Below are 23,898 nucleotides of genomic sequence, written 5' to 3' on the forward strand. Positions count from 1 at the left end.
GTATAAAGGAATTAATAAGATAAGAAAACATGAACTGGTACGTAGTTTACACCAAACCCAAGTGGGAAAAGAAAGTTGCGGAGCGGCTAAGTGAGATAGGAGTAATTTCCTATTGTCCTTTGATAACCAAAATCAGTCAATGGTCGGATCGTAAAAAGAAAATAGAAGTTCCACTTTTTAATTCCTATATTTTTGTTCAAGTGAATGAAAAGGAACGGAATGTTATTTTTGAAATTCCTGGTGCGATTCGCTATTTATTTTGGCTAGGAAAACCTGCTATTGTAAAGGAAAATGAGATTCAAGCTATACAAGATTGGCTGAATGTACCCGACACTTTTGAAGTGATGGTGGATACTTGGCAAAAAGGGGATAAAATCGTTTTGGAATCTGGGCCATTTGTCGCACAATCGGCCATAGTTCAAGAGGTAAAACTGAATCATTATGTACTTGTCTTGGAGTCTTTGGGATGTATTCTTAAAGTAGAAAAGAAAATAAAATAATTTTTTGTTTTTTTAAAAAGTTGAAATAAAGAGCTTTAGTATTTTGTGTAATTGCTTACAAATATAATTGTAAAAATACAGCTTAAAAAGTACAGGAAAATCTTTATTTTTAGTTTAATTTCGCAAATTCTTAGAAATAGTGAACCATTATGGGACTCACAGTGGCGAAGCCGTGGAGTGATTTTATCGGTTTACTGTTTTGAGTTGTGGGTTTTGAGTTAAGAGTTTTGCTACACTGCAGTATTTTAACTTGGCACAGCCTAAACGGCTTTACTTGAAAAAATTACTTGAATAACAATATTAGATAAAAGTAACCTCTAGGGTTTCATCGTTTTTTACTAGTTATAAGTATAGAATTTTATAACTATGTCAATGTCATTTCCTTAAGGAACTGTCAGACCAAATTCGTTTAGTTTGTCATTTCGACCAGCGGGAGAAATCACATTACAGGAACACCTAATGTGATTCCTCCTTCGTCGGAATGACAAAACCCACTCTTAAGGAAACGACATTGATTACTGTGCGGTAAAAAATGTTTTAATGGTCAAAAAAAAATAATATGAGAAAAATAATTACAGCAATTGTCCTTTTTATAGCTCTTTTTCAGTCTTCCTCTTTGATGGCTCAAGATATTTTGAAGGGCAGTGATCTGAGTACCGTAAGAGTAGATTATTTATCGGATGGAGATATATCCAAGATAAAATCGCAACTGCAAAGTAATAATGTTTCGATAGATCAAGCGGAGTCTATGGCGCTTTCTAAAGGTATGAGTGCTACGGAATTTGCTAAATTGAAAAAGAGGTTAGCTGTACCAACCAAAACGATATCCAAACAAAAGAAAAATGATTTGGATGCGGACCAAAATAATAGTGAAGAAAGTGAGCGAAAGCAAGAAAAAATAGAAAACATTAAAGTAAAAGACAGTTTAAATTCACTTGTTTTTGGCTCTGAGTTGTTTGACAATCCCACTTTGAATTTTCAACCTAACTTAAAATTGGCTACTCCTGTAAATTATGTTTTAGGCCCTGGTGATGAATTGCAAGTAAGTGTAAATGGCGTGCAAGAATTTGATGATACCGTACCCGTAACTGTTGAAGGAAAAGTCAATATTCAATATGTTGGACAGATTGCAGTGTCTGGAATGACCATTGAAGCTGCCACTCAAAAAATTAAAGGAGCTATTTCTAGAATTTACAGTACCGTTCGTTCGGGGCAATCACAAGTTAGCATAAGTTTGAGTCGTATTCGTACTATTAAGGTGACTATTATCGGTAGCAAGCAACCTGGAAATTATTCTATTTCATCCCTTGCAACTGTTTATAATGCCTTGTTTTTGGGGGGAGGTCCGAGCAAAAACGGAAGTTACCGAAACATTGAATTGATTCGTAATAATAAGGTGTTTAAAAATATTGACATCTATCGCTTTTTGGTCAGTGGAAACCAGTCGGATAATGTGGGTTTAAAAGACAATGACGTTATACGGATTCCAGCTTACACCAATAGGGTGACTGTTGAAGGAGAAGTAAAACGTCCGGGAATTTTTGAGATGAAAAAAGGAGAGAATTTCTCTAATTTATTGAATTTTGCTTCCGGATTCAATGAGTTTGCTTATACCGCATCGGTTAATGTTTTACAAAAAACAGGAAAAGAATTTAAGGTAGCCGATATACAAGCGGCACAATACAGCAGTTATATACCTTTGAACGGGGATGTGTACCGTGTTTCAAAAATTCTGAACCGTTTTGAGAATCGTATTATTATTCAAGGAGCAGTATTTAGACCCGATACTTATTCCTTCTATCAAGGAATGCGTGTTACAGATTTGATCCGTCAAGCCGAAGGATTAAAAGAAGACGCCTATTTAAAAAGAGCTCGTATCATTCGTTTAAAGTCGGATTTGACTTACGAGAATGTAACTATTGATTTGTCCAAAGCAATGTCGGGTGATTTTGAAGCGAATTTAGCTTTAAAAAAGGAAGATGTTTTAACGGTATATTCTGTTTTAGATTTCAAAGAAGAATATAAAGTTACCATTGATGGTGAAGTAAACAAACCAAATGTATATGACTATCAGGACAATTTAACCCTTAACGATTTGATTATTGCGGCTGGTGGGTTAACAGGTTCAGCCTCCAAACGTGTTGAAATTGCGAGAATGATCAAAGCTGAAAATATTGATGATACCAATCCTAAGAAAGTTGAATTGTTTACTATAGAAATCACACCCGATTCGAATGAACAAATTACTAATTTTGAATTGAAACCATTTGATGTTGTTAATATTAGGCGAATGGCTGTTACCGATAAACCAGAAATGGTCCTTATAAAAGGGGCAGTTGCTTACCCAGGAAAATATGTATTGGCCAATAAAAAAGAAAAAATCTATGATGTTATTGTAAGAGCAGGAGGATTAACATCGATGGCGAGTTTGAATGGAGTAAAAATAAAAAGACCTATAAAAGCAGCACAAATTGAAGATTTAGAAAATGTGAATTTGAATTTGGGTAAAAAAGACAGTATTCAAAACAAATTAGAAAAGAAACTCAAAGAGGATTTAAAATACGCCACCATACCTGTAGATTGGACTAAAGTAGCCAAAAATCAAACCGGGAATGCGAATGTTACGTTATTGCCTGGAGACGAAATTGAAGTTTCTACTTTCAATGAAACCGTAAAAGTGGCCGGGAATGTACTTTTAACTTCTGAGATTCCATACGTAAAAGGCAGGGGCTTTAATTATTATCTGGATGCCGTTGGCGGACTTGATGCTAAAGGATGGAGAAAGAATGCCTATATTATCTATCCTAACGGTCAAGCTGCAGTATCTCATAACATATTATTATTTTTTAGGTCAACTCCAACCGTTCTGCCTGGTTCCCAAATTATAGTCCCAGAAAAACCAGAAGTCAAAAAAATGAGTGCTGGAGAATGGGTGAGTATTGCTTCTGTGTTAGTGAGTATGGGCGTTTTGTTGGTGACAGCTATTAAATAAATCAGTTATGGGTTATCTGTTGTGGGTTATGAGTTGTCAGTTTAAAAGTTTAAAAGTTGTTTAATGAGTTTAGACAACAGAAAACAGATAAAAGAGAACAGACAACAGAGAACAGACAACAGAGAACAGAAAACTTACAACAGATAACCAATAAAGGTTAACCAAAAACCGATTACAGAAAACATAAAACCGACAACGGAAATATGGAAGAACAAATACCCAACGACGAGATTTCGTTAAAAGAATTGATAGAAAAGGCTAAGGAATGGTATAGCTATTTACTTTCCCAATGGAAAATCATTGTATTGGCAGGGATTGTAGGAGCTGCTTTGGGGTTAACGTATTCTTTGACTAAAAAACCAATTTATACCGCTACTTTGTCTTTTGCTTTGGAAGATGAAAAAGGAGGTGGAGCTGGAGGTCTAGGGTCACTGGCTAGTTCTTTTGGGATTGATCTTGGTGGTGGAGGTGGAAGTATATTTACGGGTTCTAATTTGACTGAGTTGTTTAAATCCCGCACCATGGTTGAAGAAACCTTAATGACTCCTGTTACGGTTAATGGAAAAGTAATTTCTTTGGCTGAAATGTACATTCAAAATAACGAATGGAGAGACAGCTGGAAGGAGAATCCTAAATTCAAGAACATACAATTTTTACCCAATACCAAACGTAAGTACTTTACTCGTGTGCATGATAGCATTTTGGGTATAATTTATCAGAATTTATCTAAATCTTCTTTAGCTGTGGCTCAAAAAGACAAGAAAATAGCTATTATTTCTATGGATGTAGCTTCAACCAATGAAATGTTTTCGAAGTATTTCTGCGAAGCGCTAGCCAAACAGGTTGGACAGTTTTATGTGACGACCAAAAGCAAAAAGGCCCGTGCTAATATGGAAATTTTGGAACGACAAACCGATTCCATTCGTGCCGAGCTCAATGGTGCTATTACGGGAGTAGCAGTGGCCAATGATAATACCTTTATGTTGAATCCTGCTCTTAATGTGCGTCGTACCCCATCTGCCCGCAGACAGGTTGATGTGCAGGCGAATACCGCCATACTGACTGAATTAGTGAAACAAACCGAATTGGCTAAAGTTACTTTGCGTAAAGAAACACCTTTGATTCAAGTTATTGACCGACCTATTTTGCCCTTACCGAAAGAACGTTTCGGAAAAGCCAAAGGTTTGGTGATGGGAGGATTTTTGGCTGGGTTTTTAACTGTTTTGGTCTTGATTGTGAGGAGGTTGTTGAAGGAGTTAGCAGGTTAAGGGTTTGAATTGTTTACAGTTTAAAGTTGTTTAAGGGTTTAAATTGTTTAAAGTTATTTAAAAGTTTAAAGTTGATTGGGCGTAACCGCAATCCCGATAGCAATCGGGACGCAAAGGAGTCGCAAAGAACGCTAAGATATAAGGGATGATTTTTCTTTTGTCCCGACCCTAACGGGAGTTGAAAAAAAATGATGAATTTTCGTTTTAAACCAGCCCTAAAGGGAACGAAAATTGAAGTATAGGTTTAAATTTTTGTTTTGCCTGCGCCCCATAAGGAAGCAGGGAAATATAGTTTAGAAAGAGGTTTTCATAATGGCACTCGACAATTTGATAAACGAAAACCAAAAAAATAATTAAATATGAAAACAGGAATAACTTTTAGTGCTTTTGACTTGTTTCATGCTGGTCATGTTAAAATGTTGGAAGAAGCCAAACGCCATTGTGATTATTTGATTGTAGGTTTGCAAACGGATCCTACTCTGGATCGTCCCGATAAAAATCAACCCGCACAAACAGTAGTGGAGCGTTACATACAATTGAAAGGATGTAAGTTTGTAGATGAGATTGTTCCTTATGCTACCGAACAGGATTTAGAAGACATCTTGCGTTCCTTTAAAATTGATGTGCGCATTGTAGGAGATGAATATCGAGAGCAAGATTTTACGGGGAGAATGTATTGTGAAGCGAAAGGAATTGAATTGTATTTTAATACTCGTGACCATCGGTTTTCGAGTTCGGGTTTAAGAAGGGAAGTTCATCAGAAAGAGTTGAATAAAAAATAAAAAAATAGGTTTTAGAATAAAGAATCAATCTGTTTTGCCAGATAGATAAAAATCATGAAAAATTACACTTTAAAAGTTCACGATATAAAAAAAGAGACAAAAGATACCATTACTCTTTGTTTCAAGCAACCTGGTTTAAAAAAGATTAAATATCAAGCGGGTCAGTATCTTACTTTGTCTTTTAGAATTAACGGGAGAAAATATACTAGACCTTATTCCTTTTCATCGGCACCTTCGGCAGATGCTTTTTTGGAAACGACTATCAAGCGCGTGCCCAATGGTATTTTTTCTAATTATGTGCATGATACCGTTCAAGTTGGAGATATTGTAGAAGTGATGGAGCCTATAGGTGATTTTGTACATACCCATGATGAGTTTACTAATCAGATTTATTTTTGGGGAGTTGGTAGCGGTGTAACGCCATTAATGTCGATTATAAAAGAAGTTTTAATTTCGAATCCATTGGTTCAGGTAAATCTAATATATGGAAATAAGAATTTTGAATCTACGATTTTTTTAGATTTAATTGACGACTTATTGAAACAGTATCCAGAAAAATTTAAAGTTTGGCACTTTCATACCCAATACAATCATGTTGAAAGACATCATTTTGTAAAAAGCGGGAGAATTAACACAGCATTCATCTTGGATTTACTTCAAGACACGGATGTTGAACAGACAAAACATTACATTTGCGGTCCAATAGATTTGAAAAATACCATCAAAGAAGCTTTGGGTATTTTAAAATGTCCGAAAGAAAACATTCTTTCGGAAGATTTTGAATTGATTAAAAATCCAAAAGATTTTGAAGATATCGTTACCCATACTATAAATATTCAATTTCAAGGAATTGATACCATAGTTGAAGTTGAAAAAGGAAAAAGTGTTTTGGAAGCTGCTCTTGATGCCGGAATTGAATTGCCGTATTCCTGTCAAACTGGAAGTTGTAATACCTGCAAAGGGAAATTAGTAGCTGGAGAATTGCGAATGATAGGACTTTCGAAAGAACGAGATGATTTGGAATCTGAAGATTTTTTATTGTGTTGCAGTTATCCTTTGACTGATGGTGTTTTTGTTGAAATAGCCCCCTAACCCCGAAGGGGGAACTTCGCTAGGTGGGTAAGGGTTGAAAGGAGTAGTGAATGGTGAATACTGAATAGAATGCAGAATAAAGAAAGTTTTAAGCAAAACAAAAAATAGAAACATAAAGATTTAGAGTTGAAAATTTATCCCTATACCTTTGGGACAAAAGTTTAAACCTAAAATCTAAAATCTAAAATCTATATATGAAAGTAGTCATTTTTGCAGGTGGTTTTGGAACACGCCTGATGGAAGAAACGGAAGCAAGACCTAAACCTATGGTAGAAATTGGCGGAAAGCCTATTTTATGGCACATTCTAAAAATGTATGAGCATTATGGGTACAATGAATTTGTGATTTGTTTGGGCTATAAAGCAACCTACATCAAAGAATATTTCTATAATTATTATTTACACAATTCGGATGTTACAATTGAATTAGCCAATAATAACATTAATGTCCATTATTCGGAAACTGAATCTTTCAAAGTAACTTTGATAGACACTGGATTGCATACCAACACAGCGGGAAGATTGAAGCGTATTGAAAAATATGTAACAGGAGAAACCTTTATGTTAACCTATGGGGATGGTGTAGCCGATGTCAATTTATCTGCACTTTTAGATTTTCATAAATCACATGGGAGGTTAGCTACTTTAACGAGTGTACAAGTACCTGGGCGTTTCGGAAATTTAGAAATAAAACCTCAAGGGGAGGTCGATAGTTTCGTGGAAAAACCAGCGGGCGATGGAATGTGGATTAATGGAGGTTTTTTTGTTTTAGAATCAGGTATTTTTAAATATCTAGAAGGAGATGTGGAAGATACACAATGGGAAAAGGAACCATTAGGAGCTATTGCTAAAGATCAACAGCTGGCAGCATACAAGCACACTGGATTTTGGAAATGTATGGATGCTTTAAGAGATAGAATTGAGTTAGAAGCTATGTGGAATTCCGGTAATGCAAAATGGAAAACATGGTAGAATCATTATTTTATAAACTGAAAAATACTTACCAAGGGAAAAAGGTTTTTTTAACTGGGCACACTGGTTTTAAAGGTGCTTGGATGTTAAAAACCTTATCGCTTCTAGGAGCAGAGGTCAAAGGATATGCGTTGGCACCGCAAACTAAAGAGGATCTGTTTCATTTGATTGATGGCGAGACTATTTGTACTTCAGTCATTGCCGATTTAAGAGATAAACAACGTCTGGAAGAAGAATTAGTGTCTTTTCAGCCCGATTTTGTTTTTCATCTAGCTGCACAGCCCTTAGTACGCTTGTCTTACGATATACCTGCCGAAACTTTTGAGGTAAACGTTATTGGCACTGCCAATGTTTTGGATGCCGTGCGTTTACTCGACAAGAAATGTGATGTGGTATTGATAACTACTGATAAAGTGTATCACAACAACGAATGGATTTACCCATATAGAGAAAACGACCGTTTGGGTGGTTACGACCCTTATAGTGCGAGTAAAGCTTGTGCGGAGTTGGTGATTGACTCGTATAGAAATTCTTTTTTTAATATAAAAAACTACGACCAACATGAAAAAAGCATTGCCGTAGCGAGAGCGGGAAATGTAATTGGTGGTGGCGACTGGTCGCAAGACAGATTGATACCAGATATTGCCAAAGCTTTTGCTTTCGAAAATCCTGTGGTGATACGCAACCCAAACTCGGTGAGACCTTGGCAACATGTGTTGGAACCTGTTATGGGCTATTTGCTGTTGGGAGCTAATTTAGCTGTTGAACCCATAAAATTTGGCCAAGCCTACAATTTTGGACCGCATTTACCCGATGCACTTCCTGTGGAGGAAATGCTGAAATTGGCTATTGCTAGTTGGGGAAAAGGCGAATACATAGTAGAAAAAGTAGAAGGACAGCCACACGAAGCAGGATTGTTGAAACTGGACATTAGTAAAGCTATAGCTGAATTGAAATGGCAGCCCAAAATGAATGCGAGACAAGCAGTGAGTATGACGATGGACTGGTATAGTGAGTTTGTACAGAAAAGGAATCAAATCAATCAGTTTACAGAATTACAGATAATATCATTTTTACAATAAAATAATATGAATATTAAGACTACCGAGTTTAATGATTTATATGTTTTGGAATATAATTCATTCAAGGATGACAGAGGGGAATTTGTTAAGACAATATATAAGGACACTTTTATAGACAACAAATTAGAATGGAATTTTGCCGAAAGTTTTTATTCCGTTTCACATCAAAATGTTTTTAGGGGGATGCATTTTCAATACAGTCCGAATGATCATGAAAAATTGGTTTATGTTGTTAAAGGAGCGATTTTGGATGTAGTTCTTGATTTGAGATTTCATTCAGAAACGTATGGTAAATATTTGACAGTTGAACTTTCTGATAAAAATCGAAAAGGATTATATATAGGAAAAGGATTTGCACATGGCTTTTTGTCTTTGGAAAACGATACAATTGTAGAATATCATACAACGACAGTACAGAGTAAAGAAAGTGAAGGAGGCGTAAAGTGGAATTCGTTTGGATTTGATTTGTTTATTGAGAATCCTATAATTTCAGAACGTGATGATTCGTTTTCTCCATTTGACAAAGGATTTAAATATTTTTAGGATGAAGGTATTAGTAATTGGAGCATCAGGTTTAGTAGGGTCACATTGTTTAAAATATTTTAAAGAGAAAGATGTTGAAGTAATAGGGACATATAGAAATTTTAAAACTGAAGGAACTTATTTTTTTGATCCTTTGGAAGAGAATTGTTTTGATTTTTTAGAAGAAATAAATTTTAAACCTGAGGTGATTGTTCATTGTGGTGCATTAACTAATGTTGATTATTGTGAAGAGCATCAGGCGGATAGTGAAAACCAAACATTGACTTCAACGAAAGTAATTGCCGACTATTGTAAAAAAAATAACACTAGGTTAGTTTATATATCAACAGATTATGTTTTTGATGGTTTGAACGGACCTTATTCAGAGACTGAAAGGACAAATCCAATTAACGTTTACGGAAAACATAAGTTAGAAGCAGAATGGGTTGCTGAAAAAATAGAAAGTTGCATTATTGCTAGAATTACTAATGTTTATGGAGAGGAAGAACGATCAAAAAATTTTGTCGCTCATTTATTAAGTGTAATTCATTCTGGTATGGAAAAGAATTTTAATCTTCCATTCGATCAGTTTGCAACGCCGATTTATGCAGGAGACATAGCCAGGATGATTTATTTACTGGTTATGGATGATAAGAAAGGAGTTTATCATTTGGCATCAACTGATTATTACAACAGATACCAATTGGCAAAAAAAGTGAAATCTTATTTTAAGAACGCTAGTCATTTGTTATTGGAACCGATTTCTACACAGTCTTTGCAACAAAAAGCTAAACGACCTTTAAATGGAGGGTTGCTGAACATAAAATTTACGAGGGAATATCCTCAATTTGAATATACCAATGTAGATGCTTTTATTTTAAAAAATATAAAAAATGGAATATAAAAATATTAACGAAGAGTTAGAAAAACAATTGATGCCTGCATTGCAGAAAAACATTAGCAAACCAATAGTTCCTGGAGTGGATTATGTTTCCGTTACTGGAAAAATAATAGATGCTGAGGATATATTAAATGGTGTTGATGCAGCAATGGATGGTTGGTTGACTGCTGGTCGTTTTGCTAACAAATTTGAAGAAGATTTTGCGAAATACTTTGGAGCGACAAAAGCTTTGTTAGTAAATTCGGGTTCTTCTGCGAATTTGGTGGCATTTTATGCACTTACTTCTCCAAAATTAGGCGAACGTGCTATAAAACCAGGTGATGAAGTGATTACAGTGGCAGCTGGTTTTCCTACTACGATAAACCCAATCATTCAGTTTGGAGCTATTCCCGTTTTTATTGATGTGGACATTGCTACACACAATGTGAAAGCCGATATGATTGAAGCAGCTGTGGGGCCAAAAACAAAAGCAATTATGATTGCACACTCCTTGGGGAATCCTTTCGATTTGGATGAGGTAATGCGTGTGGCAAAAAAATACAATCTTTGGGTAGTAGAAGACGATTGCGATTCGCTTGGAGCTACTTACAAAGGGCAAAAAACTGGAACTTTTGGGGATATCTCCACATTTTCGTTCTATCCGGCGCACCACATCACTATGGGAGAAGGAGGTGCGGTTGTGATTAACAATCCTGTTTTAGCCAAATTGGCAGAAAGTTTCCGTGATTGGGGGCGTGATTGTTATTGTGAGCCAGGGAAAGATGATACCTGCGGTTGTCGCTTTGGACAACAGTTGGGTACTTTACCTTATGGTTATGACCATAAATACACCTATTCACATATTGGTTTCAACTTGAAAGTGACCGATATGCAAGCCGCTTTCGGGGTGTCTCAAATTAAAAAGATTGATCAGTTCGTTCAAAGACGTAGAGAAAATTATGCTGCTTTGTATGAGCGTATGAAGGAATTTGAAGAAGTGTTTATTTTGCCTGAACCAACACCTGATTCTGATCCGTCTTGGTTTGGTTTTCTGTTGACCCTTAGAGAAGGAGATGCTGCTGATAGACATATGCTGGTGCAACATTTAGAAGAAAAGAAAATTGGAACCCGTTTGTTGTTTGGGGGTAACTTGTTAAGACAACCCGCTTATGCCAATATTGAGCATCGCGTGGTCGGCGATTTGACAAATACGGATACGATCATGAACCAATCTTTTTGGTTGGGGGTTTGGCCAGGGTTGAATGAAAGTCATTATGATTATATGGCGGATGTTATTAGGGAGTATTTGAATGAATAAAAAGAAAATTATATCTTCAAATATTCAAGGTTTTAATGAGTTTTATTTAATTAATTCATGAGTATAGTATTATCAAAAAAAGATATTTTTTGGGGGTATTTTGCTCAGTTTTTTTCTATAGCATCAGGAGTCATTACTTTGCCTTTGATACTTAGGATGTTAACCAAAGAAGAAATAGGTTTGAATTATTTATTGCTAACCTTTGGTTCTTTGGTTTCTCTTTTTGACTTTGGTTTTGCTTCACAATTTGGACGCAATATTTCCTATATTTTTGGAGGGGCACAAAGTTTGCAAAAAGAGGGGATTCAAGTTGAGAGTTATTCAAGAGAAATTAATTACCGTTTATTGGCAACAATGATTCATACAGCTCGTTATGTTTATAGACGAATTGGTTTAGTAGTTTTGGCGACTTTACTTACTTTTGGAACATGGTATATTTACGAGGTAACAAATGGATTTAAGACAGTTCATAATGCTTTGATAATTTGGTTTATTTTTTCTTTTTCAGTTTTTTTTGAAATGTTTTATTCGTATTATACTGCTTTACTTGGCGGTAGAGGTATGATAATGGAATCAAGAAAAGCCATTGTATATTCAAGGATGGTTTATGTAATTTTGGCTTTTGTTTTTCTTTATATGGGCTTTGGATTGATTGGAGTTGTAATAGCTAATTTTATTGCTCCTTTTTTTAATAGAATTATTTCTTATCGTTTCTTTTTTACTGAAGACTTAAAGAGTAAAATTGATTGTTTTGATATTTCAAAAAAGGAAAAATTAGAACTTTTTAATATTGTATGGTACAATGCTCGAAAAATGGGGCTAGTGTTTATAGGAGCATATGCTATAAATAAATTTAGTCTTTTCTTAGCTGGTTTGTATTTGCCTTTATCAGAAATTGCTTCATATGGATTAATGATACAATTAGTTGGCTTGATTAGTACTGTTTCTGGAACTTTTTTTTTGATTAGTCAATCTAAATTTTCAGCAATGCGAGTAAATGAAGATAAAGAAAAGATTTTAAAAGAATTTGCTTTTAGTATGAATGTGTATTATTTGTTATTTGTATTTGGAGCTGTTTTCTTGGTTATTGTATGTCCATGGTTACTGATAATAATTGGTGCAAAAGCTAAGTTACCATCAGTTTTAGTTTTGTGCGTTTTTGCCTTAATTGTACTGTTGGAAGGGAATCATTCAAATTTTGCTGGATTTATTATTACTAAAAACAATATTCCATTTGTTAAATCTTCATTAATTGCAGGATTGGCTATTGTATTAGGAGATTATTTTTCTTTGGTTTACACTACCTATGGAATTTTAGGACTAGTAGTAGTGCAAGGTTTGTCTCAAATTGCGTATGCAAATTGGAAATGGCCTTATGTCGTTTGCAAAGAGTTTGGAATTAGTTTTTTATCTTTTGTTGAGATTGGAATGAAAGAATCGTTAATCAGATTAAAAATAAAATAAAAATAGTGATTGATAAGGACACGGATTTTTTAAAAATCACGAATAATTTTGCTAAAACAGCAAGTATATCATCGATTCAGATAATAAAATCCAACTTGGATTTTACGCCAAAAGTAACTATCGCTATCCCCACTTACAAGAGAGTAGCTCTTTTGAAAGAAGCAATTGATAGTGCAATAAATCAGTTAGGTTATGAATTCTATGACATAATTGTAGTAGATAATGACCCAGAAAGGGGTTGCGAGACGGAAAAATTATTGCTGTCCTATAATGATAAAAGAATTGCTTATTATAAGAATTCTGAAAATATTGGAATGGCAGGTAATTGGAATCGTTTGTTTGAATTGGCTCTGGGAGATTATGTGGTAATGTTACATGATGATGATTTAATACTTTCTTCTTTCTTGTCTGAATGTATGTGTTTTGTTGATAATAAACGAGATATAGGTATTTTGAGGCCTGTTTCGCAATTATTTAATGATACATTAATTCAAGATCAGATTCTTCAATTTGAAAAAGATTCAAATATTATAAGGGGACGTAAATGGAGAGGTAAGTTCAAGCGTATATTTGATATTGATAATTGCTTAAGTTTTGCGTTAGGTCCACCTACAGGTTGTTTATTTAATAAAAAGGCAGTTTTTGATATAGGCGGGTATAATGCAGATTTTTTTCCATCACTTGATTATTGTTTTGCGCTATTATTTTCTTGTCACTATAAAGTTTTTGTATTAAAAAAGACGTTGACATTATATCGATGGGGAGTAAATGAATCCCTAAATATTTCAACAAGAAAGGCTTTTGTTACAGATGCTTATTACTTAAGAAAATTTATTTTTAAGAAATATGGTTTGCCAAAATATATAGCTGACAGATATTTATATTGCTTTATAGATATTCATAAAGATTTAAATTTTGAGTTTGAGTTTGATGAGAGTGTTTTGAGTCATAAAAAGATAAATATTGAAAATATGGCTTTATTCTCAAGTATTATTTGGGTTTATATGAAAATGGTAAAAGCAATTAAATACAAAATAGGTATAGATATTTGGTAATGATGTTAATATTGTGGATAAAAATATAGTAAAATAATTATAAATATTATGTTAATAGTGATGTGTTGAGAAACCTTTTAGCCATAAAAAATGTCAAAAGTTGTGGAAATTAGTGCAAATATTAGAAAATCTTATGAATGGTTATTTGTAAGTTGCTTTAGTGCTGAAAAGAAAGATTATATTTTAGAAAATAAATTATGGAAAAAAAAGAATACGATTATTTAATAATTGGAGCGGGTTTATTTGGTAGTGTATTTGCACATGAAATGACAAAAAAAGGCAAGAAGTGTGTTGTTATTGAAAAAAGAGATCATATAGCGGGAAATATTTATACAGAAAAAACAGAAGGAATAAATGTCCACAAATATGGTGCACATATATTTCATACTAGTAATAAAAAAGTTTGGGATTATGTGAATTCATTTGTTGAGTTTAATAGATTTACTAACTCTCCAATTGCAAATTATAAGGGGAAAATGTATAATCTTCCTTTTAATATGAATACTTTTTATCAGCTTTGGGGAGTTAAAACACCTGAAGAAGCTCGAAAAAAGATAGATGAACAAAAAGCCGAATATGCTCATATTACTGAGCCTAAAAATCTTGAAGAACAGGCTTTGGTTCTAGGAGGTACTGATATTTACGAAAAACTAATAAAAGGATATACAGAAAAACAATGGGGAAGACCAGCAACAGAAATACCAGCGTTTATTATTCGTAGATTACCTTTTAGATTTACATTTGATAATAATTATTTTAATGATATTTATCAAGGTATTCCAGTTGACGGATACACAAAGCTTATTGAAAAAATGTTGATTGGTATAAATGTAATTACAAATATTAATTATTTTGAGGATAGGCAAAAATGGCATAATCTCGCTGATAAAATTGTATTTACAGGGAAGATAGATGAGTTTTATGATTTTAAATACGGTAAGTTGGAATACAGAAGCCTTCATTTTGAAAGTGAAGTATTAAATATATCGAATTATCAAGGGAATGCTGTTGTAAATTATACAGAAAGTGAAATTCCTTATACAAGAATTATAGAACATAAACATTTTGAATTTGGAACTCAAGAAAAAACAGTTGTGACCAAAGAATATCCTCACGAATATTCTAAGGACAACGAACCTTATTATCCAATAAATGATGATAAAAATCAAGAGCTATTTGACAAGTATCAATTGCTGTCTCAAAAAGATAATCAAGTGATTTTTGGTGGACGATTAGCAGAATATAAATACTATGATATGCATCATGTTATAGAAAAAGCGCTAGAATTAACGGAAACATTAGAGTAAATATGAAAGTAATACAAATAAGTACCGGTTTTGATATTAGTTTTAATGGAGGAATTACCAATTATGTTAGAAATATTTCGGAATCGTTAATAGATGCAGGACATGAAGTTACTGTTATTTATTCAAACGATAATGGTATTAAAAAAGAGTATGTATTTAATACTATTTCAATTGATACAAAAATGCAAGCATTTGGTTTAACAAGTGTTGTTTCAAATGGGGATATTGCTAAATTGGAAAAGATTATTAAAAGAGAAAAGCCGGATATTATTCATGTACACATGATGATTGATCTTCCAATTAAGGTGTTAGAAATGTTTAAAAAACATGCAAAGTTAGTTATTTCTTTACATGATTATTATTATATCTGTAATAGGATTGTACTTATGAAGGCAGATGGGTCAAATTGTGTGGATTCAAATGAAAATAAAGATTGTAATTCATGTATTCAAAGAAATGAAGCTATAGGAAATAGATATTGGCGTTTTATCAATAAAAAAATTAAAAATATATTTTATAAAGATTCGTTTTCTCCTTCTTCTGGTCATCACGAAAGATTTGTTGTTGGTAATAAAATGTTTAAAGAAGCAGATTTATTAATTGCTGTTTCTAATAGAGTAAGAGAGATTTATCAAAATAATGGATTTGTTAATGATAAGTTTGTTGTAAATCATATTGGTAATTATACAGCTGAGGAGGATTTTAGAAGTTTGTTTGGAGGAAGAAAGTTCAAAGAGACAAATGACATCATTAGGTTTGGATTTATGGGAAATTTAAATTATCATAAAGGCGCTAACATATTACTTGAGTTGATTAAAAACACGAAACATGAATTTCACATCTATGGTCGTGTGGCTCCAAATGTTTTAGAAGAAATTAAAACAAATGAAAAGGTTATATATCATGGTGAATATAAACATACAGATTTGCCTTCTATACTAAAAGATATAGATTTTGGACTCGTATTACCTGTTTGGGAGGATAATGCACCTCAGGTAATTTTTGAATTTTTAAATGCGGGTATTCCAATTATAGGAACCAAAAAAGGGGGACTTCCAGATTTTATTAATGATAAAAATGGTAAATTGTTTGGGGTTAATGAAAATGATATTGTTGAAATGAAAAAGTATATAAATTCAACTGAATTGATTGGTTTTTACAATAAAGTTATTAATAATATTGAAGGAACTAAAAAAGCAAATCAGCACTCAAGAGAATTAATTGAACTATATAATGATTTGTAGATGACAGAGAAGAGGTTAGTCAGTATGTTTTATTTTGATAAAAATGTAGCAGGAAAAGATATGTTTCTTGTTCCTAAATATTTGAACGATTATTTAGGAATGCAAGGAGAGATAGTTTATCCAATAAATAAAGAAAATATTGATTTTAATGATAATTATAGAGGAATGAAACTGACTCCTATTAAATCTCTCAGTAAGTTTCATTCAACTATTTGGAGTGAGAAAGAAATGACTTGGTGGCTAATAAAAAATGCCAAGAGAATTGATGTATTATGTCTTTTTTGGCTAAATCAACGAAATGTTTTTTTTGCTAAGATTTATAAATTATTAAATTCTAAAGGGATTTGTTATATAAAAGGGGATTTAGGATATACTGATTTTTCAAAACCTACTAATAAAGGTTTTAGGAGGTATTTTAGAAATTTATTTTTGAAAGCTGTTGATGTTTATTCTGTAGAAACGGAAGTTAATTATGAAGCCATAAAACAAGGTTTGTTAGGTGAGCATTTAAGAAAATCAACGGTACTGATGTCAAATGGCTTTGATGCAAAACTTTTTGAAGAATTAAATATTACTAAGAGAGAGTTCAATGAAAAAGAAAATTTATTAATTACAGTTGGCAGATTAGGGACTGTACAAAAAAATAATGAAATGATGCTAGAAGCACTTGATGGAGTTGATATGCATGATTGGAAATTTATGTTGATTGGAAGTGTAGAAGAAAAGTTTTTAAAAACTTACAATGAATTTATATTAAAAAATCCTGATAAAAAAGAAAAGGTTATAATTACGGGAGCAATTTATGATAGGGCAATATTATTGGATTTATATAATAAATCAAAATTATTTGTATTGACGTCAACTTGGGAAGGAATGGCAAATGTTTTTCCTGAGGCTCTTGCATTTGGGAATTATATACTTACAACAAATGTTAGTGGTGCCAAAGAAATTTCGGACAATGGGAAACTAGGGAAAATTATAAAAATTGGAGATATCGATGCTTTAAGAGTAGCTTTGTGTGATGTTTTTAAGTCAAAAGTTGATTTAGAAACAAATTATAGAGAAGCTATTAATTTCTCAGATTCAAGTTTTAATTGGAGACAACTTGTTACAAGAGTTGGGGATAGAATTATTGAAATTAATTTGAGGAGATAAATCGTAATGGGACTCCCAATTTATTGGGGGTGAGTTTTAAATTAAATTTTAAAAAATGAAAAGACTGCTCTATCCGATTTTGGAATTATTTGGTTATATATTATCTAAGATATTTGACCTTAAATTTTTAATGAGGTTTAAATTAGTTAAAAGGTTGATTTATTCTTCTTGGTATAAAAGATTTTTTAAAGTTTATGGTAAAAATTTCAATCTTGACTATCCTTTTTATGGGTTAGGTCTGGAGTTTGTTGAAATAGGTGATGATTTTATTGGTTGTCCAGGATTAAGAATTGAGGCTTGGTCTAAATATGGGAATGATTATTTTAAGCCAGAGATTGTCATCGGAAACAATGTTTGTTTTAATTATAATTGTCACATTGGTGGAATTGGGAAGATAATAATAGGAAACAATGTGCTGGTAGGCAGTAATGTTTTGATTACGGATCATTATCATGGTAAAACAGACGACGAAAGTTTACAAATACCACCTATTTCGAGACCATTGTATTACAAAGGAGAAGTGATAATTGAAGATAATGTTTGGATTGGGGAGAATGTTTCAATAATGCCAGGTGTAGTAATAGGTGAAAATTGTGTAATAGGAGCTAATTCAGTTGTGACTAAAAGTTTTCCTAAAAATTCAATAATAGCAGGAGTTCCTGCGAAAAGAATAAATTAAAAATGAAAAATACAGTTTTTACAATTTGTGCAAAAAATTACATAGGTTTAGCATTAGCCCTTGAAAAATCAATAAAAAAACATAATATAGATGTTGATTTTTTTGTTTTTGTTGCAGATGAATTTTCTTTAGAAGAGGAGTTGAAAAATCTTCCGGACAATGTCATTATTGCTAAGGATGCGATAGGAATTTCAGAAGCTAAATGGCAACAGATGAGTTTTAAATATGATATTACTGAGTTCTGTACTTCCATTAAACCATCGTGTTTTAAATATGTTTTAGAACATTTTTCTCCAAATGCCTGTATTTATTTTGATCCTGATATTTTAGTATTTAATTCTTTGGATACTATTTTTAATCAATTGGATCAGAAATCTATTATTGTAACTCCACATATTACTACAATTGAGAGAATATATACAGGAAATTTAAATGAAAGAAATTTATTGTTCTCGGGTATGTTTAATTTGGGTTTTCTAGCTTTGAAAAATGATGAATCTGCAAAGAAAATGCTAGATTGGTGGGAAATTCGTCTTGAAGACAGGTGCTTTCAGAATATGATGGAAAATTATTTTACAGACCAGAAGTGGATGGATTTTTTGCCCTCATTTTTTCCAACGCAATTATTGATTTCTTCAGATTTAGGATTAAATGTTGCACCATGGAACTTTTTTGAGAGAGAAATTGTAAATATTGATGGTGCTTTTTTTGTCAAGAATCGTATTGAAAAGGAGGTGAATAATTTTTACCCACTTACATTTGTTCACTTTTCGGGTTATAATTATAATGCTTTGGTTAATGGAGATATTGTCCAGGGGAATATTAAAAATTTTGAAGGTTACAAGGATTTTAATGAAATATTTGAGATTTATGCTAACTTTATTAGAGAAAGTGACTTTTTAAAATATATCAAACTCGGTTATTCTTATAATTATTTTTCAGATGGCATTGTGATTTCTAAAATTTACAGAGGTTTGTTCAGACGATTATTGGAGGATGAAAAAATAAATTCCAACCCATTTGATGAAAAAGGAGGTTTTTATTTGTCTTTGAAGAGTAGTAAAATCCTTAATACTCATATGCAAAAGATTGATAAAGTAACAATGGATTCGGTTGCAAATATTGAACATAAAACAATTATGATAAATAAAATTTTAAGCTTTGTGTTTAAAATAATTGGTGCTAATAAATTCTTTATGATTGTTAGGCTCATGCGTTCGTATTCAAAAATTGAGAACCATGTTTATCTTCTGAATAAAGATTATTTTAAACAATTTAAAATTAGAAGTTAAATTGATTACATTTTTTGGTTACAATAGTATGTTTAAACACAAACGTGGGGTTGAGAATGTGATTCATTTTCAATCACTGGCAAGTCCTTTTCTAATAAATTATTATTTGCATTGGGACACTTGTTCTAGTGTAAGAAGATACAGAAATCTCGTTTGCATAGGTGTTAAGAAAAATTTTTTTTGGGTTATTAATCTAAATTTTCTCTTATTCAAAATTAAAAAAAGAAATAAAAAAATATTCATACACTCCCATAATCCGCTTATGAGTATAATGAGTGTGTATCAGAGCAATTTGTTTACAGTTCATGATGCTTTGTATTATCTCACACGAGTTACGAAACACAAATTGAACAAGATTTTTTGGTTGTTGGAAAAAATTCTTTATCGCCGTTGTGGTTACGTTCATTTTATTTCCAGTTATGCCAAAAAGATGAGTTTGTATAAAAGCAGTAATAACTATATTATAGTTCCTAATACTTCGCATTTTGAAACTTTTGAAATCGATAATCTTTATATAAATGATAATTTAAAAAAGTTTAATTCAGATGTTATAAAGGTTTTTACAGTTAGAAGCATTGAGGAAAGAGCATTAATTAACTTGATTGTTGCCGTAGCAGAAAAACTAAAAGCAAAAAAGATTGAATTTTTGATTGCAGGAAAAGGTCCTTTATTGGATTTTTACAAGATAGAAATAAAAAATTTAGGGTTGGAGAATATTTCGCTTTTGGGGTATGTTTCTGATGATGATTTGATACAATATTATAAAGATTGTGATTTGGTTCTTGTTCCTGCAGCCTATGGTGAAGGCTTTGGATTACCCATAATTGAAGGGTATTTGTTTGATAAACCTGTAATATCATCTAATGTTTGTGCTATTCCCGATGTTATTATTTCTGATGAGTTTCTTTTTGAGAATACTGTTGAGAGTATTATTTCTAAACTTTATTTTGCTAAGGAGCAAAAAAAATGTCAATTTAGGAATTATTATGAAGAACGCTTTTCAAACAAAGTAGTGATATCAAAAATGAATGACTTGTATAAAAATCTGCTTTAATGGAAGTTTACATAATTACGTTACTGTTCATTTTTGTTTTTGGTTTTGTTGATTTAAGGCTAAAATTAACTGACTCGCAAAGAAATTGGTTAGTGTCTTTTTTGTACGTCATAATTGTAATTCAAATAGGATTGCGATGGGAAACAGGGTCGGATTGGGTTCCTTATTTAGAGAATTTTCAAAACACAGATGATTACGGTACTGTTCTTATAAATGCTTTAATTGGTTATGAAATTGGTTATGGTTTTTTTGCTTTTTTGATAAAAAAGCTGTTCGATAATTATAGTTTTTTTTTGTTAATACATGCTCTAATATTTTATTGGGGTATTTTTAGGGCAGCTAAAAAATATAGTCCTTATTTCTTTGTAGCCTTGTTGTTTTTTTATGCAACAAATTTGGGAATGGTTGGCTCTAACCGTCAGTTGTTGGCTATTGTTATTTGTTTATATTCCTTAAGATTTGTTTTTGAACGAAAATTACTAAAATTTATTGGGGTTATTGGTGTTGCTTGTTTGTTTCATACCACTGCATTTTTGTTTGCAGTATATTATTTTTTAGATAGGAATTTCAAAACAGTTACAGTAGTTACGGTATTAATCATATCTTTAATCTTAGGAAAAACAGATTTACCATTTCAAGTATTTTCAAAATTTGGAGGACTATTTGGCGAATTAGCAGCTTCAAAAACTACTGCCTATTCAGAAGGAGCAAAAGATGTTTTGGCTGAGGCGAGTTTAAGTGTTTTTGGTTTGATAAAAAGATTATTTTTTATAGCTATTTTCACCTATAACTATTCTTTTTTATCGAAAAAACTGTCTTATTATAAAGTACTGTATAATGGATATGTTTTTGGAATGGTAATTTATTTTCTTTTTGCCAGTTCTTTATTAATTTTAGTGAATAGGGGTTCGTTGTATTTTAATATTATGGAGAGTCTTTTAATTTCATGCCAGTTTTTGATTTTTAGTAGACGATTAGATAAAGTGTATGTGTATTTTTTATTGCTGTTAATTTCAATTGTGTTTTTATTTCAATCCATTACAGCCTATCCAGAATTGTTTGCCCCCTATAAAGGTGTTTTTTATAACTCTGAATTTCAGAGAACTATGTTTTAAATTGTATAGATATGAATTTGATTATTGATAACATAATTTTTTCGCTACAAAAATCAGGTGGGATTTCGGTGTATTGGTTTGAAATTATGAGCAATATTTTGAAACAATTTTGCACAACTACTTTTTTTGTTGAAGAAAATAAACCATTAGGAAATTTATTTAGGGATCAATTAATAATTGACAATACTCAGATTGTAGAAAATAATAATGAATTACTTCATTATTTTTCAAGATATAGAACTATTAAAATTAAGAATAGGAATGAACAGTTTATTTTTCATTCTTCATACTATAGAACATTAAGTAAATCTGTTAAAAAGAATAATCAAGTTAGAGAAGTCGTTACAGTTCATGATTATACTTATGAACGCTTTAGTTCTGGCCCCAAAAAATGGCTACATTCTTGGCAAAAGAAAAAAGCAATAGCTGCAGCTGATGTAGTAATATGTATTTCTGAAAATACAAAGAAGGACTTATTGTATTTTTCGCCTGAATTTTCTATTAAAGATATTAAGGTTATTTACAATGGGGTATCCTCGGATTATTATAAAATACCAGAAGCGAGTAGTAACAGTAGTAATCCCTTTTTCTTATTTGTTGGTTCTAGAACTTCCTATAAGAATTTTGATTTTGCAGTTAAATCAGTGGCTTCACTTGATAACTATCATCTTAAAATTGTTGGGGGACAGTTATCTCAAAAAGAAATACAATTTTTGGATAACTATTTAAAAGGGAGATGGATCTATTTGGGTATAATAAGTAATACTGAATTGAATACTTCTTATAATGCCGCATTTGCTTTGTTATATCCGTCTTCTTATGAAGGTTTTGGTATTCCACTTGTAGAAGCGATGAAGGCAGGTTGTCCATTTATTGCTTTGCAATGCTCTTCAATTACAGAAGTTGCTGGCAATGCTGGTTTTTTGATGAATACTTTAAGTATAGATCAATTTAAAGAGGGTGTTGTATTTATTCAAACTAAAAGAGACGAAATTATTGAAAAGGGATTACAACAATCTCATTTGTATTCTTGGGATAAATGTTATGCTGAGGTTGTTGCAATCTATAAAGAATTGTATAAAGAATTAATTATTAATAAAGAAAATAAGTAAGCATGAAAAAAGTAATTGTATTAGGAGGCGGCGGTTTCATAGGAGGTCACTTGGCAAAAAGATTAAAGAATGAAGGATGTTATGTTCGAATAGCCGATATTAAGAATCATGAGTATTTTGATCATCAAGAAATTTGTCATGAATTTATTTTGGCAGATTTGCGTGATCCTAAGGCAGTTGAATTGGTAATTGGAGAAGGGTATGACGAGGTATATCAGTTGGCCGCAGATATGGGTGGAGCAGGTTATATTTTTACAGGAGATAACGATGCGAATGTTATGCATAATTCGGCACTTATAAATTTGAATGTGGTTCACGAGTGTGTGAAGAAAAATATTAAAAAAGTTTTTTATTCATCTTCTGCCTGTATGTATCCTGAACACAATCAATTGGATCCAGATAATCCTAATTGTGAAGAATCATCAGCTTATCCAGCAAATCCAGATTCAGAGTATGGATGGGAAAAATTATTTAGCGAGCGTTTGTATTTTGCTTTTAATAGGAATTACAAATTAGATGTAAGAGTAGCTAGATTTCATAATATTTTTGGTCCACAGGGGACTTGGATGGGTGGAAAAGAAAAGGCTCCAGCAGCAATGTCAAGAAAAGCAGCTGAAGCAGCTGTAGGAAGTTCTTTTGAAGTATGGGGTGATGGATTACAAACAAGAAGTTTTCTCTATGTTGATGAATGTGTTGAGGCAGTTCTGAGGATGATGGAAAGTGATTTCTTGGGTCCTGTAAATATTGGGTCAGATGAAATGGTTACGATTAATCAATTAGCTGAAATGGCAATAAAAATTAGCGGTAAAAATATTGCAATTAAAAACATAGCAGGTGAAGAGTTTATTCAGAAATATGGTTTTAAATGCCCTGAGGGTGTTAGAGGAAGAAATTCAGATAATAGACTTTATGAAGAAAAAATACAATGGAGAGTATCAGAACCACTTGAAAAAGGAATGATCAAAACATTTACTTGGATTAATGATCAAGTGAAAAAATCAATTTAATGTATTA

21 protein-coding genes are annotated in these 23,898 nt (G+C 32.2%); all 21 read left to right on the forward strand.

What is annotated here, in order from left to right:
- Positions 1 to 29 precede the first annotated feature (29 nt).
- The 21 genes from OYT91_RS16770 (at position 30) to OYT91_RS16870 (ending at position 23,891) form a co-directional block, all read left to right on the forward strand.
- Positions 30 to 500 (forward strand): UpxY family transcription antiterminator, encoded by a 471-nt coding sequence (locus tag OYT91_RS16770; protein WP_281238834.1) that lies wholly within the window; start codon positions 30 to 32, stop codon positions 498 to 500.
- 559 nt (positions 501 to 1,059) lie between these two features.
- Entirely contained in the window at positions 1,060 to 3,492 is a 2,433-nt protein-coding gene (locus OYT91_RS16775; protein ID WP_281238835.1) for an SLBB domain-containing protein, read from the forward strand.
- A gap of 203 nt (positions 3,493 to 3,695) precedes the next feature.
- Positions 3,696 to 4,760: a Wzz/FepE/Etk N-terminal domain-containing protein gene (locus OYT91_RS16780; RefSeq protein ID WP_281238836.1), complete on the forward strand. Its 1,065-nt coding sequence runs from the start codon at positions 3,696 to 3,698 to the stop codon at positions 4,758 to 4,760.
- Between the two features lie 359 nt (positions 4,761 to 5,119).
- A complete protein-coding gene (locus tag OYT91_RS16785) occupies positions 5,120 to 5,542 on the forward strand; it encodes an adenylyltransferase/cytidyltransferase family protein (RefSeq protein ID WP_281238837.1) in 423 nt (140 codons plus the stop codon).
- A gap of 54 nt (positions 5,543 to 5,596) precedes the next feature.
- Positions 5,597 to 6,634 carry a flavin reductase family protein gene (locus OYT91_RS16790; protein WP_281238838.1) on the forward strand — a complete coding sequence of 346 codons (1,038 nt, stop codon included), beginning with the start codon at positions 5,597 to 5,599 and terminating at the stop codon, positions 6,632 to 6,634.
- 194 nt (positions 6,635 to 6,828) lie between these two features.
- On the forward strand, positions 6,829 to 7,605 hold the full coding sequence (gene rfbF / locus OYT91_RS16795) for a glucose-1-phosphate cytidylyltransferase (protein WP_281238839.1): 777 nt from the start codon (positions 6,829 to 6,831) through the stop codon (positions 7,603 to 7,605).
- Positions 7,599 to 8,687 carry a CDP-glucose 4,6-dehydratase gene (gene rfbG, locus OYT91_RS16800; protein ID WP_281238840.1) on the forward strand — a complete coding sequence of 363 codons (1,089 nt, stop codon included), beginning with the start codon at positions 7,599 to 7,601 and terminating at the stop codon, positions 8,685 to 8,687. The genes rfbF and rfbG overlap by 7 nt, the downstream gene beginning before the upstream one ends.
- Before the next feature lie 6 nt (positions 8,688 to 8,693).
- Positions 8,694 to 9,230, forward strand: a complete 537-nt coding sequence (locus tag OYT91_RS16805; protein ID WP_281238841.1) for a dTDP-4-dehydrorhamnose 3,5-epimerase family protein — start codon at positions 8,694 to 8,696, stop codon at positions 9,228 to 9,230.
- A 1-nt stretch (position 9,231) separates the two neighbouring features.
- Positions 9,232 to 10,113, forward strand: coding sequence for an SDR family oxidoreductase (locus tag OYT91_RS16810; RefSeq protein ID WP_281238842.1), 882 nt, complete (start codon positions 9,232 to 9,234; stop codon positions 10,111 to 10,113).
- Positions 10,103 to 11,407, forward strand: a complete 1,305-nt coding sequence (rfbH, locus tag OYT91_RS16815; protein ID WP_281238843.1) for a lipopolysaccharide biosynthesis protein RfbH — start codon at positions 10,103 to 10,105, stop codon at positions 11,405 to 11,407. Before OYT91_RS16810 ends, rfbH begins: the two co-directional genes overlap by 11 nt.
- A gap of 57 nt (positions 11,408 to 11,464) precedes the next feature.
- Positions 11,465 to 12,871: an O-unit flippase-like protein gene (gene wzx, locus OYT91_RS16820; RefSeq protein ID WP_281238844.1), complete on the forward strand. Its 1,407-nt coding sequence runs from the start codon at positions 11,465 to 11,467 to the stop codon at positions 12,869 to 12,871.
- A 5-nt stretch (positions 12,872 to 12,876) separates the two neighbouring features.
- Positions 12,877 to 13,926, forward strand: a complete 1,050-nt coding sequence (locus OYT91_RS16825) for a glycosyltransferase family A protein (protein ID WP_281238845.1) — start codon at positions 12,877 to 12,879, stop codon at positions 13,924 to 13,926.
- 197 nt (positions 13,927 to 14,123) lie between these two features.
- Complete coding sequence (glf, locus tag OYT91_RS16830) at positions 14,124 to 15,233, forward strand: UDP-galactopyranose mutase (RefSeq protein WP_281238846.1); 1,110 nt, start codon at positions 14,124 to 14,126, stop codon at positions 15,231 to 15,233.
- 2 nt (positions 15,234 to 15,235) lie between these two features.
- Complete coding sequence (locus tag OYT91_RS16835; RefSeq protein ID WP_281238847.1) at positions 15,236 to 16,477, forward strand: glycosyltransferase; 1,242 nt, start codon at positions 15,236 to 15,238, stop codon at positions 16,475 to 16,477.
- A complete protein-coding gene (locus OYT91_RS16840; protein WP_281238848.1) occupies positions 16,478 to 17,632 on the forward strand; it encodes a glycosyltransferase in 1,155 nt (384 codons plus the stop codon). It abuts the gene before it with no gap.
- A 55-nt stretch (positions 17,633 to 17,687) separates the two neighbouring features.
- The gene (locus OYT91_RS16845) at positions 17,688 to 18,311 is read left to right on the forward strand and encodes an acyltransferase (RefSeq protein WP_281238849.1); all 624 of its coding nucleotides are present in this window, start codon (positions 17,688 to 17,690) and stop codon (positions 18,309 to 18,311) included.
- A gap of 2 nt (positions 18,312 to 18,313) precedes the next feature.
- The gene (locus tag OYT91_RS16850; RefSeq protein ID WP_281238850.1) at positions 18,314 to 19,603 is read left to right on the forward strand and encodes a glycosyltransferase family protein; all 1,290 of its coding nucleotides are present in this window, start codon (positions 18,314 to 18,316) and stop codon (positions 19,601 to 19,603) included.
- A 262-nt stretch (positions 19,604 to 19,865) separates the two neighbouring features.
- The gene (locus tag OYT91_RS16855) at positions 19,866 to 20,657 is read left to right on the forward strand and encodes a glycosyltransferase family 4 protein (protein ID WP_281238851.1); all 792 of its coding nucleotides are present in this window, start codon (positions 19,866 to 19,868) and stop codon (positions 20,655 to 20,657) included.
- On the forward strand, positions 20,657 to 21,772 hold the full coding sequence (locus tag OYT91_RS16860; RefSeq protein ID WP_281238852.1) for an EpsG family protein: 1,116 nt from the start codon (positions 20,657 to 20,659) through the stop codon (positions 21,770 to 21,772). The genes OYT91_RS16855 and OYT91_RS16860 overlap by 1 nt, the downstream gene beginning before the upstream one ends.
- An 11-nt stretch (positions 21,773 to 21,783) precedes the next feature.
- Positions 21,784 to 22,884, forward strand: a complete 1,101-nt coding sequence (locus OYT91_RS16865) for a glycosyltransferase family 4 protein (protein WP_281238853.1) — start codon at positions 21,784 to 21,786, stop codon at positions 22,882 to 22,884.
- Between the two features lie 2 nt (positions 22,885 to 22,886).
- Positions 22,887 to 23,891, forward strand: a complete 1,005-nt coding sequence (locus tag OYT91_RS16870) for an NAD-dependent epimerase/dehydratase family protein (protein WP_281238854.1) — start codon at positions 22,887 to 22,889, stop codon at positions 23,889 to 23,891.
- The last annotated feature ends 7 nt before the right edge of the window (positions 23,892 to 23,898 follow it).

Origin of the sequence: Flavobacterium praedii, assembly GCF_026810365.1 — a bacterium.
Classification (GTDB): domain Bacteria; phylum Bacteroidota; class Bacteroidia; order Flavobacteriales; family Flavobacteriaceae; genus Flavobacterium; species Flavobacterium praedii.

Coding starts and splice junctions, on each gene's coding strand:
- OYT91_RS16770 (WP_281238834.1), top strand. CDS start 30: ATGAACTGGTACGTAGTTTACACCAAACCCAAGTGGGAAAAGAAAGTT.
- OYT91_RS16775 (WP_281238835.1), top strand. CDS start 1,060: ATGAGAAAAATAATTACAGCAATTGTCCTTTTTATAGCTCTTTTTCAG.
- OYT91_RS16780 (WP_281238836.1), top strand. CDS start 3,696: ATGGAAGAACAAATACCCAACGACGAGATTTCGTTAAAAGAATTGATA.
- OYT91_RS16785 (WP_281238837.1), top strand. CDS start 5,120: ATGAAAACAGGAATAACTTTTAGTGCTTTTGACTTGTTTCATGCTGGT.
- OYT91_RS16790 (WP_281238838.1), top strand. CDS start 5,597: ATGAAAAATTACACTTTAAAAGTTCACGATATAAAAAAAGAGACAAAA.
- rfbF (WP_281238839.1), top strand. CDS start 6,829: ATGAAAGTAGTCATTTTTGCAGGTGGTTTTGGAACACGCCTGATGGAA.
- rfbG (WP_281238840.1), top strand. CDS start 7,599: ATGGTAGAATCATTATTTTATAAACTGAAAAATACTTACCAAGGGAAA.
- OYT91_RS16805 (WP_281238841.1), top strand. CDS start 8,694: ATGAATATTAAGACTACCGAGTTTAATGATTTATATGTTTTGGAATAT.
- OYT91_RS16810 (WP_281238842.1), top strand. CDS start 9,232: ATGAAGGTATTAGTAATTGGAGCATCAGGTTTAGTAGGGTCACATTGT.
- rfbH (WP_281238843.1), top strand. CDS start 10,103: ATGGAATATAAAAATATTAACGAAGAGTTAGAAAAACAATTGATGCCT.
- wzx (WP_281238844.1), top strand. CDS start 11,465: ATGAGTATAGTATTATCAAAAAAAGATATTTTTTGGGGGTATTTTGCT.
- glf (WP_281238846.1), top strand. CDS start 14,124: ATGGAAAAAAAAGAATACGATTATTTAATAATTGGAGCGGGTTTATTT.
- OYT91_RS16835 (WP_281238847.1), top strand. CDS start 15,236: ATGAAAGTAATACAAATAAGTACCGGTTTTGATATTAGTTTTAATGGA.
- OYT91_RS16840 (WP_281238848.1), top strand. CDS start 16,478: ATGACAGAGAAGAGGTTAGTCAGTATGTTTTATTTTGATAAAAATGTA.
- OYT91_RS16845 (WP_281238849.1), top strand. CDS start 17,688: ATGAAAAGACTGCTCTATCCGATTTTGGAATTATTTGGTTATATATTA.
- OYT91_RS16850 (WP_281238850.1), top strand. CDS start 18,314: ATGAAAAATACAGTTTTTACAATTTGTGCAAAAAATTACATAGGTTTA.
- OYT91_RS16855 (WP_281238851.1), top strand. CDS start 19,866: ATGAGTATAATGAGTGTGTATCAGAGCAATTTGTTTACAGTTCATGAT.
- OYT91_RS16860 (WP_281238852.1), top strand. CDS start 20,657: ATGGAAGTTTACATAATTACGTTACTGTTCATTTTTGTTTTTGGTTTT.
- OYT91_RS16865 (WP_281238853.1), top strand. CDS start 21,784: ATGAATTTGATTATTGATAACATAATTTTTTCGCTACAAAAATCAGGT.
- OYT91_RS16870 (WP_281238854.1), top strand. CDS start 22,887: ATGAAAAAAGTAATTGTATTAGGAGGCGGCGGTTTCATAGGAGGTCAC.